Genomic DNA, 15,241 nt, shown 5'->3' on the forward strand with positions numbered 1-15,241 from the left:
GAGAAAAAGAGATGTTACAACCTAAAAGAACGAAATATCGCAAACAACAGAAAGGTAGAATGAAAGGGGTGGCTCATAGAGGTACTTTGCTTTCAAATGGTATGTTCGGTATCAAATCTTTGGATTCTGCATTTATCACTTCGCGCCAAATAGAGTCGGCTCGTGTGGCTGCGACTCGTTATATGAAACGTGAGGGGCAGTTATGGATAAAGATTTTTCCGGATAAACCTATTACCAAGAAGCCTTTGGAAGTGCGTATGGGTAAAGGGAAAGGAGCTGTAGAATATTGGGCAGCTGTAGTGAAACCAGGTAGAATATTGTTTGAAGTAGGTGGAGTGCCTATGGAGGTAGCTAAGGAAGCGTTGCGCTTGGCTGCACAGAAATTGCCTGTGAGGACGAAGCTTGTAGTAGCGCGTGATTATCAACAAAATTAATTCAAAGAGCGATGAAGCAGTCTGAAATTAGTAAATTGACAGTTGCCGAGCTACAAGATAAGCTTGGTGAGTATAAGAAAACGTATGCTGAACTAAAACTACAGCACGCAATTTCTTCAATAGAGAAACCTATACAGTTACGTACTTTGAGGAGAACGGTAGCGAGATTGTATAGCGAGTTAACTAAAAGAGAATTACAATAATTCTGGAGAGTTACCTTATGGAAAAAAGAAATTTAAGAAAAGAAAGGATAGGAGTTGTTACGAGCAACAAAATGGATAAATCTATCGTTGTATCGGAAGTAAAACGTGTAAAACACCCTATGTATGGTAAATTCGTGTTGCGCACAAAGAAATATGTAGCACACGATGAGAAGAACGATTGCAACATTGGAGATACAGTGCGCATAATGGAAACACGCCCATTGAGCAAGACCAAATGTTGGAGATTAGTAGAAATCATTGAAAGAGCTAAGTAATTATGGTACAACAAGAATCGAGACTAAAAGTAGCTGACAATACTGGGGCAAAAGAGGTTTTAACGATACGAGTACTTGGCGGTACCAAGAGACGTTACGCTTCAGTAGGTGATAAGATTGTGGTAACTGTGAAAGAGGCTACCCCTAACGGTAACGTAAAGAAGGGGCAGGTATCGACCGCAGTGGTAGTAAGGACTAAGAAAGAGGTACGCCGTGCTGATGGTTCTTATATCCGTTTTGATGAGAATGCTTGTGTTCTATTGAATGCGGCAGGAGAGATGAGGGGTACCCGTGTATTTGGGCCTGTAGCAAGGGAGCTTCGCGATAAGCAATTTATGAAGATTGTTTCGTTGGCGCCTGAAGTACTTTAATATTTAAATTGCAAAGTTGATGAAAGTAAAAATTAAAAAAGGTGATACCGTAAGAGTTATTGCTGGAGACGAAAAAGGTAAAGAAGGCAAGGTGTTACGTGTGGATCGTGAGAAAAACAGAGCGATTGTTGAGGGACTTAATTTGGCGAGCAAACACACGAAACCTAGTGCTCAAAACCCTCAAGGAGGCATAGTGAAAAAAGAGGCATCTATTCACGTATCGAACCTTGCGCTTATAGACCCTAAGACGAAAAAAGCGACTCGTGTGGGTTATGAACTAAGAGAAGGTAAGAAAGTGAGAGTTTCTAAAAAATCTAATGTAGTAATATAATATGGCTTACGTACCTAGATTAAAACAAGAATACAAAGAGCGCATAGTGGCGGCTCTAAAGGAAGAATTTGGCTACAAGAATGTAATGCAGGTTCCAAAGCTTGAAAAAATAGTGGTGAGCCGTGGAGTGGGTTCGGCAGTGGCTGATAAGAAGCAAATAGATTATGCTATTGATGAGCTTACGAAGATTACAGGACAGAAAGCGATAGCTACTTACTCTAAGAAGGACGTTGCGTCTTTCAAATTGCGTAAGGGAATGGCTATTGGAGCTAAGGTTACATTGCGCGGGGAGCGTATGTATGAGTTTTTGGATCGTTTGATTACAGCGGCATTACCACGAGTAAGGGATTTTCAAGGGGTAAAGGCTGATGGTTTTGACGGTCGTGGAAACTATAATTTGGGTGTTACGGAACAGATTATTTTTCCTGAAATAGATATTGACAAGATCAATAGGATAGCGGGTATGGATATTACGTTTGTAACATCGGCGCATACTGACAAGGAAGCGAAATCATTATTGAGCGAATTAGGATTACCTTTTAAAAAGAACTAAGTATATGGCTAAAGAATCAATGAAAGCCCGCGAGGTGAAAAGACAAAGATTGGTGGCAAAATATGCTGCGAAACGCAAAGCATTGAAAGAGGCTGGGGATTATGAAGCACTACAAAAGCTTCCTAAAAATGCTTCGCCTGTACGCTTGCACAACCGTTGCAAACTTACAGGGCGTCCTAAAGGGTATATGCGTACTTTTGGAATTTCACGTGTATTATTCCGCGAAATGGCAAACAAGGGATTAATTCCTGGAGTAAAGAAAGCAAGTTGGTAATTAATTAAAAGGACAGAATTATGTATACAGATCCTATCGCAGATTATTTAACAAGAATTAGAAATGCTAATAGCGCTGGTCATAGAATAGTGGAGATTCCTGCATCGAAATTGAAGAAGGAAATTACAAAGATTCTTTTTGACCAAGGGTATATACTTAGCTATAAATTTGATGATGAGAGTACTGTGCAAGGTACCATCAAAATAGCTTTGAAATACGATAAGGTTACTAAAGAACCAGTTATTAGGCATATAGAAAGAGCGAGCCGTCCAGGACTTAGAAAGTATGCTGGGGCTGATAATCTTCCACGTGTATTGAATGGCTTGGGTATTGCTATTATCTCGACATCACAAGGCGTGATGACAGGTAAAAAGGCTCGTGAGCTAAACATAGGAGGGGAAGTAATTTGTTACGTTTACTAATCAATTAAAAAGACAAAAAAGGATGTCAAGAATAGGTAAAGCACCCATCAATATTCCTGCAGGAGTTACTGTTACCATAAAGGATAACGTAGTAACTGTAAAAGGGAAATTAGGCGAATTGACCCAAGAGGTTAAAGACATTGCTGTAAAGCAAGAGGATGGACATTTAGTGTTTGAAACTACGGCTGATACGAAAGACCAGAATGCGAAACACGGTTTATACCGTGCTTTGGTGAACAATATGGTGATAGGAGTATCGGTAGGGTTCACTAAAGAATTAGAATTAGTGGGGGTAGGTTACCGTGCAACAAATCAAGGGCAAAAGCTAGACTTAGCTCTTGGTTTTTCGCACAATATTTTGTTGGAGTTGCCAAGCGAGGTGAAGCTTGAGACTGTGAACGAAAAAGGTAAGAACCCAATAATAAAGTTGACTTCTCACGACAAACAACTTTTAGGACAGGTAGCTGCTAAGATACGTAGTTTCCGTAAACCAGAGCCTTACAAAGGTAAAGGGGTTAAGTTTGTGGGAGAAGTGTTGAGAAGAAAAGCAGGTAAATCAGCTTAATAGATAGAATTATGGCATTAACAAAAATAGAAAGAAGGCATCGTATTAAGAGCAGAATCAGGAAGATAGTAAAGGGTTCTGCGGAGCAACCACGATTGGCTGTTTTTAGGAGCAATAATGAGATTTATGTGCAACTCATAGATGATACTAAAGGGCATACACTTTTATCGGCTTCATCACGTGATAAGGAAATAAGTGCTGCAAAGGGTACTAAGACTGAGAAGGCTGCTTTGGTGGGCAAGGCTATTGCTGAAAAGGCTTTGAAACAAGGTATTGAAAAGGTATCTTTTGACCGAGGTGGTTATTTGTATCACGGGCGTGTAAAATCGTTGGCAGATGGTGCGAGAGAAGGCGGACTTAAATTCTAATTAATTATGTATCAGAAGTATAGAAATGTAGAATATGTAAAGCCAAGTGGATTGGAATTGAAGGATCGCTTGGTAGGCGTGCAACGAGTTACTAAGGTAACAAAAGGAGGGCGTGCATTTGGTTTTTCGGCTATAGTGGTAGTGGGAGACGAGAATGGCGTTGTAGGGCACGGCTTAGGGAAATCTAAAGAGGTTTCGGAAGCTATTGCGAAAGCGGTAGAGGATGCAAAGAAGAATTTGGTGCGTATTCCTTTGAATGGTACTACTTTGCCTCACGAACAAAAAGGTAAATTTGGTGGTGCGCGTGTATTTTTACAGCCTGCTACTGAGGGTACTGGAGTAATTGCTGGTGGTGCGGTACGTGCGGTATTGGAATCGGTAGGGATTCATAACGTGCTTTCTAAATCACAAGGTTCGTCTAACCCTCACAATGTGGTAAAGGCTACGTTTGATGCTTTGTTGCAGCTTCGCAGTGCGAAGACTATTGCGGCACAACGTGGTATTACATTGGAAAAATTGTTTAAAGGTTAATAGTGAAGGAACTATGGGAAAATTGAGAGTAACACAGGTGAAGAGTAGCATTAAGCGACCTAAGAACCAAAAACTTACGCTTGAGGCTTTGGGACTTACACGTATAGGTGTGAGTGTAGAGCACGATGCTACGCCCAGCATTGTTGGGATGATTAATAAGGTAAAACACTTAATTTCTGTAGAGGAAGTTAAATAATTATTTTGTGCAAAATTATGAGTTTAAGTAATTTACAACCCGCATTGGGTTCAACACACAAAGATGGGAAGCGCGTGGGTCGTGGACAGGGTTCTGGAAAAGGAGGAACTTCTACACGTGGTCACAAAGGAGCGAAATCACGTTCGGGCTATGCTCGCAAGGTAGGTTTTGAGGGTGGCCAAATGCCTTTGCAAAGACGCGTACCAAAGTTTGGTTTTAAGAACTTTAATCGTAAGGAATACGTGGGTATCAACCTTTCTAAATTGCAAGAATTGGTGGATGCAGGACGTGTGAAAGATGAGGTGAGTTTGGAAACCTTAGTTCAGTTACACCTTGTAAAAAGTACTGATAATGTAAAGATATTGGGTGGAGGAGAACTAAAAGCGAAACTAAAAGTATCGGTTCATAAATTTACTGCTAAAGCTAAGGCTGCGATAGAGGCAGCTGGAGGTGAGGCTGTAGGTTTGTAATACTAAAATTTATTTATGAAGAAGTTTATCGAGAACTTGACCAATATTTGGAAGATAGAGGAGCTTAAGAATAGGATTATACTTACTTTGGGAGTATTGTTGGTATATCGTTTTGGGGCTCATATTGTATTGCCAGGTATTGATTCAGCACAACTACACGAGCTTGCGAGTAGGACTTCTGGAGGTGGCTTGTTGGATATATTGAATGCATTTACCGGTGGGGCGTTTTCCAATGCTTCTATATTTGCATTGGGGATTATGCCTTACATATCGGCTTCGATTGTTGTACAGCTGATGGGTATTGCGATTCCTTATTTACAAAAGTTACAAAAAGAGGGTGAAAGTGGGCGTAGGAAGATAAACCAAATCACACGTTGGCTAACGATAGCTATTTGTCTTGTACAGGCGCCTGTTTATTTGTATGGTATTAACCGTCTTGGTGTACCTGACAGCGCGTTTGTATTGGGCAAGGGCTTGGGCTTTATAGTTCCTGCGGTAATTATTTTGGTTACTGGTACTATTTTTGCGATGTGGCTGGGCGAAAAGATCACTGATAAGGGTATTGGTAATGGTATTTCGTTATTGATTATGGTGGGTATCATAGCTCGTTTTCCTCGTGCTTTTGCGGCGGAGGTTGCGTCTCGCTTGACGGCGAGTAACGGTGGGCTGATGCTTATACTGATAGAGGTGATTTTGTGGTTTGTAATTGTATTGTTGTGTATTTACCTTATAAAGGCGGTGCGCCAAATTCCTGTACAGTATGCTCGTAGGACTGCTGATGGTGGTGTGGCAACTGAGAAGAATGTATTTGGAGCGCGCCAATATATACCTTTGCGATTGAACGCTGCGGGTGTGATGCCTATTATTTTTGCTCAGGCATTGATGTTTGTACCTGCAACGGTGGCTGGTTTATCACAGTCGGAATTTGCAAAGAATGTTCAGGCTGCATTTTCGGACATCTTTGGTTTTTGGTATAATTTATTGTTTGCGGCTATGATTATACTTTTTACGTATTTTTATACTGCAATTACAGTGCCTACTAATAAGATGGCTGATGATTTGAAGCGTAGTGGAGGTTTTATACCTGGGATACGCCCTGGTAAGGAAACGGGTGATTATTTGGATAAGATAATGTCGTTGATTACTTTACCTGGTGCTATATTTATAGCTTTGGTGGCTATCTTTCCATCTATGCTTAAGATTATAGGTATGCAGGATCAATGGGCGTTATTTTATGGTGGTACTTCACTATTGATTTTGGTGGGTGTTGCTATTGATACTATGCAGCAAGTGAATTCGTACTTGTTAAATCGTCATTATGATGGACTGATGAAGACGGGTAAAAATAGAAAAGCATCTTAATTGTATATGGCTAAACAGGCAGCAATAGAACAAGACGGTACGATAGTGGAATCGTTATCAAATGCGATGTTCAGGGTAGAATTGGACAATGGGCACGTGGTGATAGCGCATATATCGGGTAAAATGCGGATGCATTACATTAAGCTTTTACCGGGTGATAAGGTGAAGCTTGAGATGAGTCCGTATGATTTGAGCAAGGCTCGTATTACCTACCGGTATTAGGTGTTTTTTGAACATTTTTTTTCTGGTTGCTAATTTTTCAACGTTTAGGGTTGAAGAATTAGCAATCATAAAAAAGTACTGATACATAGTATCTTAGGTGATAATAATGACGCAAAAATGGGGGTGTTGTTGCAATGATTTGTAATATTTTTGGCATAATAATGGTGCTAATATAAAAAAAAGTTGTAGCTTTGCACACTCATTTCCAATTTTATATAAATAAAAAGAATGAAAGTAAGAGCATCAATTAAAAAGAGGAGTTCCGAGTGCATTATAGTGCGCAGAAAGGGACGGTTGTATGTAATCAACAAAAAGAATCCTAAATTTAAACAAAGACAAGGATAATTATGGCACGAATTGCAGGTATTGATTTACCAAAGAACAAGAGAGGGGTTATTGGTTTAACTTACATCTTTGGTATCGGAAAAAGTAGAGCTAAAGAGATATTAGATAGAGCTCAGGTGAATGAAGACACAAAGGTAAGCGAATGGAATGATGATGAGATCAGCCGTATTCGCGAGGTGGTTGCGTCTTATAAGATTGAGGGTGAACTACGTTCAGAGATTCAGTTGAACATTAAGCGTTTGATGGATATTGGATGTTATCGTGGTATTCGCCATCGTAATGGTTTGCCATTGCGTGGGCAAAAGACGAAGAATAACTCTCGTACAAGGAAAGGTAAAAGAAAAACTGTTGCTAACAAGAAGAAGGCGACTAAATAATAATTAGTTAAAAGTATGGCAAAACAGAATGCAAAAAATGCAAAGGTCTCTAAGAAGAGGAAAGTTGTAGTAGAGTCGGTAGGTGAGGCACATATCTCGGCTACTTTCAACAACATAATCATTTCTCTTACGAATAAGAAAGGGGACGTGATTGCGTGGTCATCGGCTGGGAAGATGAATTTTAGGGGTTCTAAGAAGAATACTCCTTATGCTGCCCAAGTGGCTGCAGAAGATGCTGCAAAGGTGGCTTTTGACGCTGGACTAAAGAAGGTGAAAGTGTATGTAAAGGGTCCTGGAAATGGTAGGGAATCGGCAATACGTACAATTCACAATGCGGGTATTGAGGTAACTGAGATTATTGATGTTACTCCGCTACCACACAATGGATGTCGTCCTCCTAAAAAACGTAGAGTTTAATAAAGTAGAGTACTAACAAGTAAAAGAGGGGTTAAATTATTATCGAAGGAATGCCTTAATTCATAATTACCTTTCACATAAACTAATAAAAATGGCAAGATATACAGGACCAAAAACTAAAATAGCTCGTAAATTTGGTGAAGCTATTTTCGGGGATGATAAATCGTTTGAGAAGAAGAATTATCCTCCTGGACAACACGGTATTGCACGCCGTAGAGCGAAACGCTCGGAATATGCTATTCAGCTACAAGAGAAACAAAAGGCTAAATATACTTATGGTATATTGGAAAAGCAATTTCATAATTTGTATGAAAAGGCAAAAAGGAGTAAACACATTACAGGTGAGGTGCTTCTTCAATTGTGTGAATCACGTTTGGACAATGTAGTGTATCGTATGGGTATTGCGCCTACACGTAGTGCTGCACGCCAATTGGTATCGCATCGTCACATTACTGTAAATGGTGAAATCGTAAATATTCCATCGTATACATTGCGTCCTGGTGATGTAGTGGGTGTGCGTGAGAAATCGAAATCACTAAGTGTTATAGAGAATTCATTGGCTGCAAATAGCAGTGTATATGAATGGCTTACTTGGAATCCTGAGAAGTTGGAGGGTACTTTTGTAGCAGTGCCTCAACGTATTCAGATTCCTGAGAATATTAAAGAACAGTTAATCGTAGAGTTGTACTCTAAATAATAAATAAAAAAGACAGCAGTCATAATATGGCATTATTTAACTTTCAAAAACCAGATAAAGTTATAATGATTGAATCATCTGATTTCGAGGGGCGATTTGAGTTTCGCCCTTTGGAACCAGGTTATGGTTTAACCGTTGGTAACGCATTGCGCAGGGTGTTGCTTTCTTCGTTAGAAGGTTTTGCTATTACTTCTGTGAAATTTGATAAGGTAGAACACGAGTTTTCTACGATACCAGGTGTAAGGGAGGATGTTACAGAAATCATTCTGAACTTAAAACAGGTGCGTTTCAAACACCAAGTGGAGGATATAGAAGAGGAAACGGCTACTATCAATGTTTCTGGTAAAAAGCAATTGACTGCCGGTGATTTTCAAAAGGTGCTCTCTAATTTTCAGGTGTTGAACCCTGAATTGCTTATATGCAATATGGAGACTACCGCTTCTTTTACGATAACTATTACCATAGAAAAAGGACGTGGTTATGTATCGGCTGAGGAGAATGTGAAACATAACGCACCGATAGGGACTATCGCTACGGATTCGATATTTACACCTATAAAGAATGTTAAGTATTCTATTGAGAATTACCGTGTTGAACAAAAAACTGACTACGAAAAATTAGTTTTTGATATTAAAACGGACGGGTCTATACACCCAAAATTAGCCCTTACAGAGGCTGCTAAAATACTGATACATCACTTTATGCTGTTTTCGGACGAGCGTATTACGCTTGAAGCTGATGAGGTGGCACAAACGGATGCTTATGATGAGGAATCATTGCATATGCGCCAGATGCTTAAAACAAAGCTTGTGGATATGGATTTATCGGTTAGGGCGCTTAACTGCTTAAAGGCGGCTGATGTAGAGACATTAGGAGAATTGGTGTCGTTTAACAAAGCTGACTTGATGAAGTTCAGAAACTTTGGTAAGAAATCGCTTATAGAGCTTGATGAGCTTGTGGCGAATAAGGGGCTTGTTTTTGGTATGGATATATCAAAATACAAATTAGATAAGGATTAACTTGCTTTCTGGCATTATTTAATTAGAAACAATGAGACACGGAAATAAAATAAATCATTTAGGAAGAAAAACTGCTCATAGAAATTCGATGCTTGCTAATATGGCTTCATCTTTGATTGAGCACAAACGTATCAATACGACTTTGGCTAAAGCTAAGGTTCTTAAATTGTTTGTAGAACCTTTGGTAACAAAATCTAAAGAAGATACTACGCACAATCGCCGTATTGTATTTAGCAAATTGCGCAACAAATATGCTGTTACTGAGCTTTTCAAGGAAGTAGCTACTAAAGTGGGCGACCGTCCTGGAGGATATACTCGTATTATTAAATTGGGTAATCGTTTGGGCGATAATGCTGAAATGGCGATGATAGAGTTTGTAGATTATAATACTACTTATAATGCTGCAAAAGTAGCTAAAAAACGTACTACTCGCCGTGGTAAGAAGAAAGCTGCTACTGAGCAACAAGCTGCTGCTGAAGCTCCAGCTGCTGAATAAATAATAAATAAAGAAATAAAAAAGCTGCCTTAATGGGCAGCTTTTTTGTTGATTAGATATTTATATTATGAGTATCTAAAATATTTTTTTATCTTTATCCTATTATCATTCCTGCAATAGTAGCTGACATTAGTGAAGCTAACGAGCCTCCTAAAACTGCTTTTAAACCGAATTCTGACAGGGTTTTGCGCTGGTTTGGTGCAAGTGCTCCTATACCGCCTATTTGTATGCCTATTGAGGCAAAATTAGCAAATCCGCAGAGCATATAAGTGGCAATGATGACAGACTTGTTGTACATCAAATGGGGGGCGCTCGCTATATCTTTTAGAATACTTAACTGTGTATAAGCTACAAATTCTGATGAGGCAAGCTTAATACCTAATAGTTGCCCCATTAGCATCACATCTTCTTTTGCAATGCCTATCAGCCACATTACAGGTGAAAAGATAGTTCCTAATATCATTTCGAGTGAAAGTCCCGAATAAACAGTGTTTTCAGCAATAATTTGGTTTAGTGAAGGTATATTGTCTGTACCCAAACCTCCTATCCAATTGAGTATGTAGTTGAGCATTGCTATAAAAGCTACAAAAACTAAGAGCATTGCTCCTACATTGGCTGCTAATTTTAATCCATCTGTGGTACCGTTGGCAATAGCATCTAATACATTAGAGCCTACATTTTCCATAGATACGTGTGAATCATTAGAAAATTTTTCTGTTTGTGGGTATAGTATCTTAGAGATTACGATTGCACCAGGGGCTGCCATTACCGAAGCAGCCAATAAATGCCTTGCAAACATCAATCGCATAACAGGGTCATTACCCCCTAAATACTGTATATACGATGCCATTACGCCTCCCGCTACGGTTGCCATACCTCCTATCATAACCAATAAAATTTCAGAACGGGTCATTTTAGAAAGATAGGCTTTTATCATTAGGGGTGCTTCTGTTTGTCCTAAAAAGATATTCCCTGTTACCGACAAGCTCTCTGCACCAGAAATATTCAGTAGCTTAGAAAGAACCAAAGCCATACCACGTACTACCACTTGTATTATTCCTAAATAGAATAACAATGAGGTAAGTGCCGAGAAAAACACAATCGTGGGCAGCACTTGAAACACAAATATATACCCCACACTCTCCGTATTTACTAAGTTACCTAATAGAAAATCACTTCCTGCGCGGGTGAAATCCAAGATTAGTACAAAGATACCTCCCACAAAATCAAATATTTGCTGAACAAAGCTTACTTTTAAGATTCCAATGGCGATACCTATTTGCAGTAAGAGCCCTATGCCTACGGTTCGCCAATTGATAGCACGCCTATTGCTACTGAAGATAAAGGCTATTAATAAGAGACTTACCATTCCAATCACCCCACGTAAGAGACCTTCGGCAGTGAGTCCTTCACTTTTTACTATTTGTAAAGTATCTGTTGTAGTAGGGGTTGCCGCAGTGTTTTGCGCAAAGCTTGCTAAGGTAGCCAAGCTACTTAGTAAAGTAAATAGTATTCTTTTTTTCATTCTTTTTTGTTTTTAACTCATTCAAAGGAACCGTCCCTACGTATAATTTCATCACGTATCAGGGCAGCTTCGTCATAATCTTCCTTCGTTATGCACTCATTTAGTAGGTTTTTTAATTCTTCCAATGAAAAATTACTATAACGGTTATGAGTGTTTTCTTCTTCTATATGATTATTAGGTACATCAGTACCTTGTTTTTTTTCTTCGTTAGTAAGTGGAATGTCAATTCCTGCTTTTTCTATAATTTCTCTATAAGTATAAATTGGAGCTTTGAAGCGTAGCGCTAAGGCGATAGCATCACTAGTACGAGCCTCAATAGTATATTCTTTTTTGCCCTGTACGCACAACATATTCGAGTAGAATATACCTTCTTCTAAGCGGTAAATCACTACTCGTTTCATCTTGATATTAAAAGTATCGGCGAATATCTTAAATAGGTCGTGAGTGAGTGGGCGAGGGGGGATAATATTCTTTTCCAGCTCTAATGCTATAGATTGTGCCTCAAAAGCCCCCACTACAATAGGCAGTTTTAGGTCGGATTCTAATTCGTGCATTATCAGCACAAAAGCATCGTTCTGCGACTGGTTATACGATATTCGTTTGATAAATAAGCGTACTAACTCCATAACTGTTTGGCTTATAAGATGCTATAATATTTTTTTGAGGGCAGCAAAGGTACAACTTTTTTCCAAACCTACAAAAGTTTTTTTAAAATTATTACAAATTCACTCCCCTTGCCTTCCTCACTACTAAAACTAATTTGCCCGTTGTACGACAATACAATGTTTTTTACCATTGCCAGTCCCAGCCCGCTACCACTGCTTTTAGTAGTAAATTTAGGCTCAAATATCTTATCGCGATCCCGCTCGGCAATCCCCGTTCCATTATCCCTTACCTTTATTGTAATGTGCTGTTTGTCAGCAGTTAAAAACACCTCTATTTCAGGGCTTGTTACATTTTCGGTAGCCTGCAACGCATTCTTTACGAGGTTGGTAATCACACGCCCCAGCTGGTCTTTGTCAAATACCGATATTATTTCATCAGCAGAACAAACAAACCTAATATAAGGACTATTGAAAATGTCTAAAGTACGTTTTACAACTGTTACAAAGTCAAGCCGTTCATCATTTTTAGGAGGCATATTAGTAAGTGCCGAAAACGCAGTAGAGATATTGCTCAGTATATCAATCTGTTGAATGAGCGATTCGCAAAATTCATTAGTATCTTCTATCGTTTGTGCTTCGCGGTTAGCTTTTCGCTGATAACTTTGCACCGATAGCCTCATCGGCGTAAGAGGATTTTTAATTTCGTGCGCTACCTGTTTCGCCATATCGCGCCACGCCTGTTCCCGTTCCGATTGTGCCAATAGTGCCTTGCTATTCTCAATCTCGTCTATCATACCATTATAAGCAATTACCAGCTCACTTATTTCCGTAGGTGCCGATTTTAGTTTTATCTTCTCATTTCCTGATAAGCGCGTCTTTTGCAGCCTGCTTTCTATCGTTTTGAGCGATTTGGTAATGTATTTAGAAATGATATAAGCCACCCACAACGCCACTACCAACAACGATACATATACAATCCCCAATTTGTAAAGTGACCCCTCCAAAGCACGTTCGTTGAAAGTGTCATTCTCAAAATAAGGAATATTGAGTATGGCAATAGGCTTAAATTGCAGGTCGGTGATATAACTATAAGAGGTTTGGTAGCCACGTCCCGCAAATTCGTGTTGTTCTACAATTCGCTTATCAACGGTAGATGACAGTTGCTGAAGCACATAAGGCGAAATAAAAAAAGCATCTTGGTCAGGTGATAGCGAAGCTTTCGAGCTCTTTAGCAAAAGCCCGTCAAGGTCATAAAGTGCAAAATTCAGGTTCTGAATGTTGGCAATAGTATAAATATCCTCTCTGAATATCAGCGGAATATAATGAGTTTCAACAGGGAAAGTAGTTTGCGAAAACACGTATTTGATTTGCATCTTTATTTGGTTTTCCTTATCTATCAAGCGCTCATCGTGATATTCTAATGCCTGATTGCGGTATTGCTTTATAAGCACAAATGCCAATATAGCAAATGATACCACCACCAATAAGGTCATACTCAAAAAAATCTGAAATCGCAGCGAGTTTTTCTTAAACATACTTCTTACGGAAACCCACTATTGTTTTAGTCCCACAACAAAAGCAGCAGGATACGTTTTTTTTATTTCTAATAAATTCTTCTCAGCCTCTAAGCGCGTGCGGAAGCTCCCCAAACGCACTTTGTAATTTGGCGACTCAAATACTAAGGATACAGGCTGATTCTTTTGCGAGTTTTTAAGCTCCAGAAGCACACGGTTCGCATCGTTGATGTTCCCATTGTACACCTGCACTTGGTAAGCACTCTCATTGCGAGCCACTTCTTTTTTCAGTTCCATAAGCTCAGCTATACTTGCTGGCTGGTTGATAGTTACTTGTCCGTAACAAGCCACACTACCCACCGTCAGGAAAGCACTAAAGGCAATGAATGTTATAAGGTTTCTTTTCATAATAAATTGTTTAAGTATTATAGTTTGTTTTTCTGTTTCAGATGCCAATAACCCTTGTTTAGCCCGAAGCCTATGGCAAAGAGTGTGATAAAAAATACAAAAGTAGCACCCAGCACTTTCAGGTTTAGCGGTTCGCTTTGGGGTACGTAGATGATTTGTCCATTGGCAGTACTGATAAGCCCCAGTAGCGTGATGAGCAAGCTAATAAGAAAATGCAGTTCCAGCCTGAGGTCTTTTTCGGGCAACAAATTCTTTATTCCCAAGGCACCCCCTACAATCACGGCAAAGGCTATCCCGCCTACACCCAAAGCAATTTGAGCAAACGATACCCCCGAAAAGTAAAATATCGCCTGAGTGAGTGCGTAAAACAAAGCAGGAAACAACAATAAGTTAGGATACCACTGCAATATGTTGTGCCATTTGCTTTCTTTACCCTTAAAAACACATTGCAGTGCTACAAAGCAAAACGCCATACACACCCCCGTCTCTACCGTGAGCAACACCGTGATATTACTCAGCACATTAGGGTTGTTTAGCAAGCCCTCTAAAGTTACTTGCGACTGTTCCGAAGCATAATCCGTACACAACCACACAAATAAGAACGTAATAGCCCCAAAGATAGCAGCCTGCCACGTTTTCCAAAAACTCAGTTTCAAGAGAGTGTTAAGCACTATAAAAGCCGTGAGTAATGATATAATCATAATGTTTCGTCTTTTTTACGCTCTATATATACCGCATCTTCACCAGCGTTTTCTTGCCAGTGTACTACCACCCGCTCTTCGTTGATAGCATCTACTTGCTTCCCTGTATAGTCGGGTTGTATGGGCAAGTGCCTGCTAAAGCGTCTGTCAATTAGTACCAATAAAGCCACTTCCGAAGGTCGCCCAAATGATTGTAGTGCCGTGAGGGCAGCCCTGATGCTGCGCCCTGTGTATAGCACATCATCTATAAACACCACACGTTTGTTTTCTACTATAAAATCAATGGCAGTAGAGTTCGCCTCTAACGGACGCGCATTACGCCTAAAATCATCACGGAAAAACGTAATATCCAGTAACCCAAAAGGAATATTCTTAATACCGTAGTGCGTAGTGAGTAGTGCCAATAGTCGCTTAGCCAAATAAGTACCACGAGGCTGAATCCCGATAAATACCGTATCGCAAAAATCATTGTGATTTTCTATCAGCTCGCAAGCCAAACGGTGTAACATCACCTCAATCTCCTTTTCCGTTAGAATTTGTTTTTTATACATAGCTCATTA

Annotated in this window: 27 protein-coding genes; 21 read left to right on the plus strand and 6 right to left on the minus strand. The window is 39.6% G+C overall.

Annotation, left to right across the window (positions count from 1 at the left end; genetic code table 11):
• Nucleotides 1-11: 11 nt before the first annotated feature.
• From rplP to rplQ, 21 genes are all read left to right on the plus strand, one after another.
• Entirely contained in the window at nucleotides 12-434 is a 423-nt protein-coding gene (rplP, locus tag HMPREF9075_RS04695; RefSeq protein WP_009415352.1) for a 50S ribosomal protein L16, read from the plus strand.
• Between the two features lie 11 nt (nucleotides 435-445).
• The gene (gene rpmC / locus HMPREF9075_RS04700; RefSeq protein WP_009415353.1) at nucleotides 446-637 is read left to right on the plus strand and encodes a 50S ribosomal protein L29; all 192 of its coding nucleotides are present in this window, start codon (nucleotides 446-448) and stop codon (nucleotides 635-637) included.
• Nucleotides 638-654: 17 nt separating this feature from the next.
• Nucleotides 655-912 carry a 30S ribosomal protein S17 gene (gene rpsQ, locus HMPREF9075_RS04705; RefSeq protein WP_002675041.1) on the plus strand — a complete coding sequence of 86 codons (258 nt, stop codon included), beginning with the start codon at nucleotides 655-657 and terminating at the stop codon, nucleotides 910-912.
• 2 nt (nucleotides 913-914) lie between these two features.
• Nucleotides 915-1,283 carry a 50S ribosomal protein L14 gene (rplN, locus tag HMPREF9075_RS04710; RefSeq protein WP_002675043.1) on the plus strand — a complete coding sequence of 123 codons (369 nt, stop codon included), beginning with the start codon at nucleotides 915-917 and terminating at the stop codon, nucleotides 1,281-1,283.
• 19 nt (nucleotides 1,284-1,302) lie between these two features.
• Nucleotides 1,303-1,614, plus strand: a complete 312-nt coding sequence (rplX, locus tag HMPREF9075_RS04715; protein ID WP_009415354.1) for a 50S ribosomal protein L24 — start codon at nucleotides 1,303-1,305, stop codon at nucleotides 1,612-1,614.
• A gap of 1 nt (nucleotide 1,615) precedes the next feature.
• Entirely contained in the window at nucleotides 1,616-2,167 is a 552-nt protein-coding gene (rplE, locus tag HMPREF9075_RS04720) for a 50S ribosomal protein L5 (RefSeq protein WP_009415355.1), read from the plus strand.
• 4 nt (nucleotides 2,168-2,171) lie between these two features.
• Complete coding sequence (gene rpsN / locus HMPREF9075_RS04725; protein ID WP_009415356.1) at nucleotides 2,172-2,441, plus strand: 30S ribosomal protein S14; 270 nt, start codon at nucleotides 2,172-2,174, stop codon at nucleotides 2,439-2,441.
• Nucleotides 2,442-2,461: 20 nt separating this feature from the next.
• Complete coding sequence (rpsH, locus tag HMPREF9075_RS04730; RefSeq protein WP_009415357.1) at nucleotides 2,462-2,863, plus strand: 30S ribosomal protein S8; 402 nt, start codon at nucleotides 2,462-2,464, stop codon at nucleotides 2,861-2,863.
• A gap of 22 nt (nucleotides 2,864-2,885) precedes the next feature.
• The gene (gene rplF / locus HMPREF9075_RS04735; RefSeq protein WP_009415358.1) at nucleotides 2,886-3,428 is read left to right on the plus strand and encodes a 50S ribosomal protein L6; all 543 of its coding nucleotides are present in this window, start codon (nucleotides 2,886-2,888) and stop codon (nucleotides 3,426-3,428) included.
• An 11-nt stretch (nucleotides 3,429-3,439) separates the two neighbouring features.
• Nucleotides 3,440-3,796, plus strand: a complete 357-nt coding sequence (gene rplR / locus HMPREF9075_RS04740) for a 50S ribosomal protein L18 (RefSeq protein WP_009415359.1) — start codon at nucleotides 3,440-3,442, stop codon at nucleotides 3,794-3,796.
• Nucleotides 3,797-3,802: 6 nt separating this feature from the next.
• A complete protein-coding gene (gene rpsE / locus HMPREF9075_RS04745) occupies nucleotides 3,803-4,327 on the plus strand; it encodes a 30S ribosomal protein S5 (RefSeq protein ID WP_009415360.1) in 525 nt (174 codons plus the stop codon).
• Nucleotides 4,328-4,340: 13 nt separating this feature from the next.
• Nucleotides 4,341-4,523, plus strand: coding sequence for a 50S ribosomal protein L30 (rpmD, locus tag HMPREF9075_RS04750; RefSeq protein WP_009415361.1), 183 nt, complete (start codon nucleotides 4,341-4,343; stop codon nucleotides 4,521-4,523).
• Between the two features lie 17 nt (nucleotides 4,524-4,540).
• A complete protein-coding gene (gene rplO / locus HMPREF9075_RS04755; protein ID WP_009415362.1) occupies nucleotides 4,541-4,993 on the plus strand; it encodes a 50S ribosomal protein L15 in 453 nt (150 codons plus the stop codon).
• A 15-nt stretch (nucleotides 4,994-5,008) separates the two neighbouring features.
• Entirely contained in the window at nucleotides 5,009-6,355 is a 1,347-nt protein-coding gene (gene secY, locus HMPREF9075_RS04760) for a preprotein translocase subunit SecY (protein WP_009415363.1), read from the plus strand.
• Between the two features lie 6 nt (nucleotides 6,356-6,361).
• A complete protein-coding gene (gene infA / locus HMPREF9075_RS04765) occupies nucleotides 6,362-6,577 on the plus strand; it encodes a translation initiation factor IF-1 (RefSeq protein ID WP_009415364.1) in 216 nt (71 codons plus the stop codon).
• Nucleotides 6,578-6,805: 228 nt separating this feature from the next.
• On the plus strand, nucleotides 6,806-6,922 hold the full coding sequence (gene ykgO, locus HMPREF9075_RS12675; protein ID WP_002676536.1) for a type B 50S ribosomal protein L36: 117 nt from the start codon (nucleotides 6,806-6,808) through the stop codon (nucleotides 6,920-6,922).
• 2 nt (nucleotides 6,923-6,924) lie between these two features.
• Nucleotides 6,925-7,299 (plus strand): 30S ribosomal protein S13, encoded by a 375-nt coding sequence (gene rpsM / locus HMPREF9075_RS04770; RefSeq protein WP_009415365.1) that lies wholly within the window; start codon nucleotides 6,925-6,927, stop codon nucleotides 7,297-7,299.
• Between the two features lie 15 nt (nucleotides 7,300-7,314).
• Complete coding sequence (gene rpsK, locus HMPREF9075_RS04775; protein ID WP_009415366.1) at nucleotides 7,315-7,716, plus strand: 30S ribosomal protein S11; 402 nt, start codon at nucleotides 7,315-7,317, stop codon at nucleotides 7,714-7,716.
• 91 nt (nucleotides 7,717-7,807) lie between these two features.
• Nucleotides 7,808-8,413 (plus strand): 30S ribosomal protein S4, encoded by a 606-nt coding sequence (gene rpsD, locus HMPREF9075_RS04780; protein WP_009415367.1) that lies wholly within the window; start codon nucleotides 7,808-7,810, stop codon nucleotides 8,411-8,413.
• A gap of 26 nt (nucleotides 8,414-8,439) precedes the next feature.
• A complete protein-coding gene (locus HMPREF9075_RS04785) occupies nucleotides 8,440-9,432 on the plus strand; it encodes a DNA-directed RNA polymerase subunit alpha (protein ID WP_009415368.1) in 993 nt (330 codons plus the stop codon).
• Between the two features lie 31 nt (nucleotides 9,433-9,463).
• The gene (gene rplQ, locus HMPREF9075_RS04790; RefSeq protein WP_009415369.1) at nucleotides 9,464-9,928 is read left to right on the plus strand and encodes a 50S ribosomal protein L17; all 465 of its coding nucleotides are present in this window, start codon (nucleotides 9,464-9,466) and stop codon (nucleotides 9,926-9,928) included.
• Nucleotides 9,929-10,022: 94 nt separating this feature from the next.
• On the opposite strand, the gene HMPREF9075_RS04795 is transcribed toward rplQ, so the two are convergent.
• From HMPREF9075_RS04795 to pyrR, 6 genes are all read right to left on the minus strand, one after another.
• The gene (locus tag HMPREF9075_RS04795; RefSeq protein WP_009415370.1) at nucleotides 10,023-11,453 is read right to left on the minus strand and encodes a NupC/NupG family nucleoside CNT transporter; all 1,431 of its coding nucleotides are present in this window, start codon (nucleotides 11,451-11,453) and stop codon (nucleotides 10,023-10,025) included.
• A gap of 17 nt (nucleotides 11,454-11,470) precedes the next feature.
• Entirely contained in the window at nucleotides 11,471-12,079 is a 609-nt protein-coding gene (locus tag HMPREF9075_RS04800) for a bifunctional nuclease family protein (RefSeq protein ID WP_009415371.1), read from the minus strand.
• Between the two features lie 68 nt (nucleotides 12,080-12,147).
• Nucleotides 12,148-13,593 (minus strand): PAS domain-containing sensor histidine kinase, encoded by a 1,446-nt coding sequence (locus HMPREF9075_RS04805; RefSeq protein ID WP_009415372.1) that lies wholly within the window; start codon nucleotides 13,591-13,593, stop codon nucleotides 12,148-12,150.
• A gap of 18 nt (nucleotides 13,594-13,611) precedes the next feature.
• The gene (locus tag HMPREF9075_RS04810; RefSeq protein ID WP_034556876.1) at nucleotides 13,612-13,980 is read right to left on the minus strand and encodes an SPOR domain-containing protein; all 369 of its coding nucleotides are present in this window, start codon (nucleotides 13,978-13,980) and stop codon (nucleotides 13,612-13,614) included.
• 17 nt (nucleotides 13,981-13,997) lie between these two features.
• Nucleotides 13,998-14,681: a hypothetical protein gene (locus tag HMPREF9075_RS04815; protein WP_009415374.1), complete on the minus strand. Its 684-nt coding sequence runs from the start codon at nucleotides 14,679-14,681 to the stop codon at nucleotides 13,998-14,000.
• Nucleotides 14,678-15,232 carry a bifunctional pyr operon transcriptional regulator/uracil phosphoribosyltransferase PyrR gene (gene pyrR, locus HMPREF9075_RS04820; protein ID WP_009415375.1) on the minus strand — a complete coding sequence of 185 codons (555 nt, stop codon included), beginning with the start codon at nucleotides 15,230-15,232 and terminating at the stop codon, nucleotides 14,678-14,680. Before pyrR ends, HMPREF9075_RS04815 begins: the two co-directional genes overlap by 4 nt.
• Nucleotides 15,233-15,241 lie beyond the last annotated feature (9 nt).

The organism is Capnocytophaga sp. oral taxon 332 str. F0381 (assembly GCF_000318275.2).
GTDB lineage: Bacteria > Bacteroidota > Bacteroidia > Flavobacteriales > Flavobacteriaceae > Capnocytophaga > Capnocytophaga bilenii.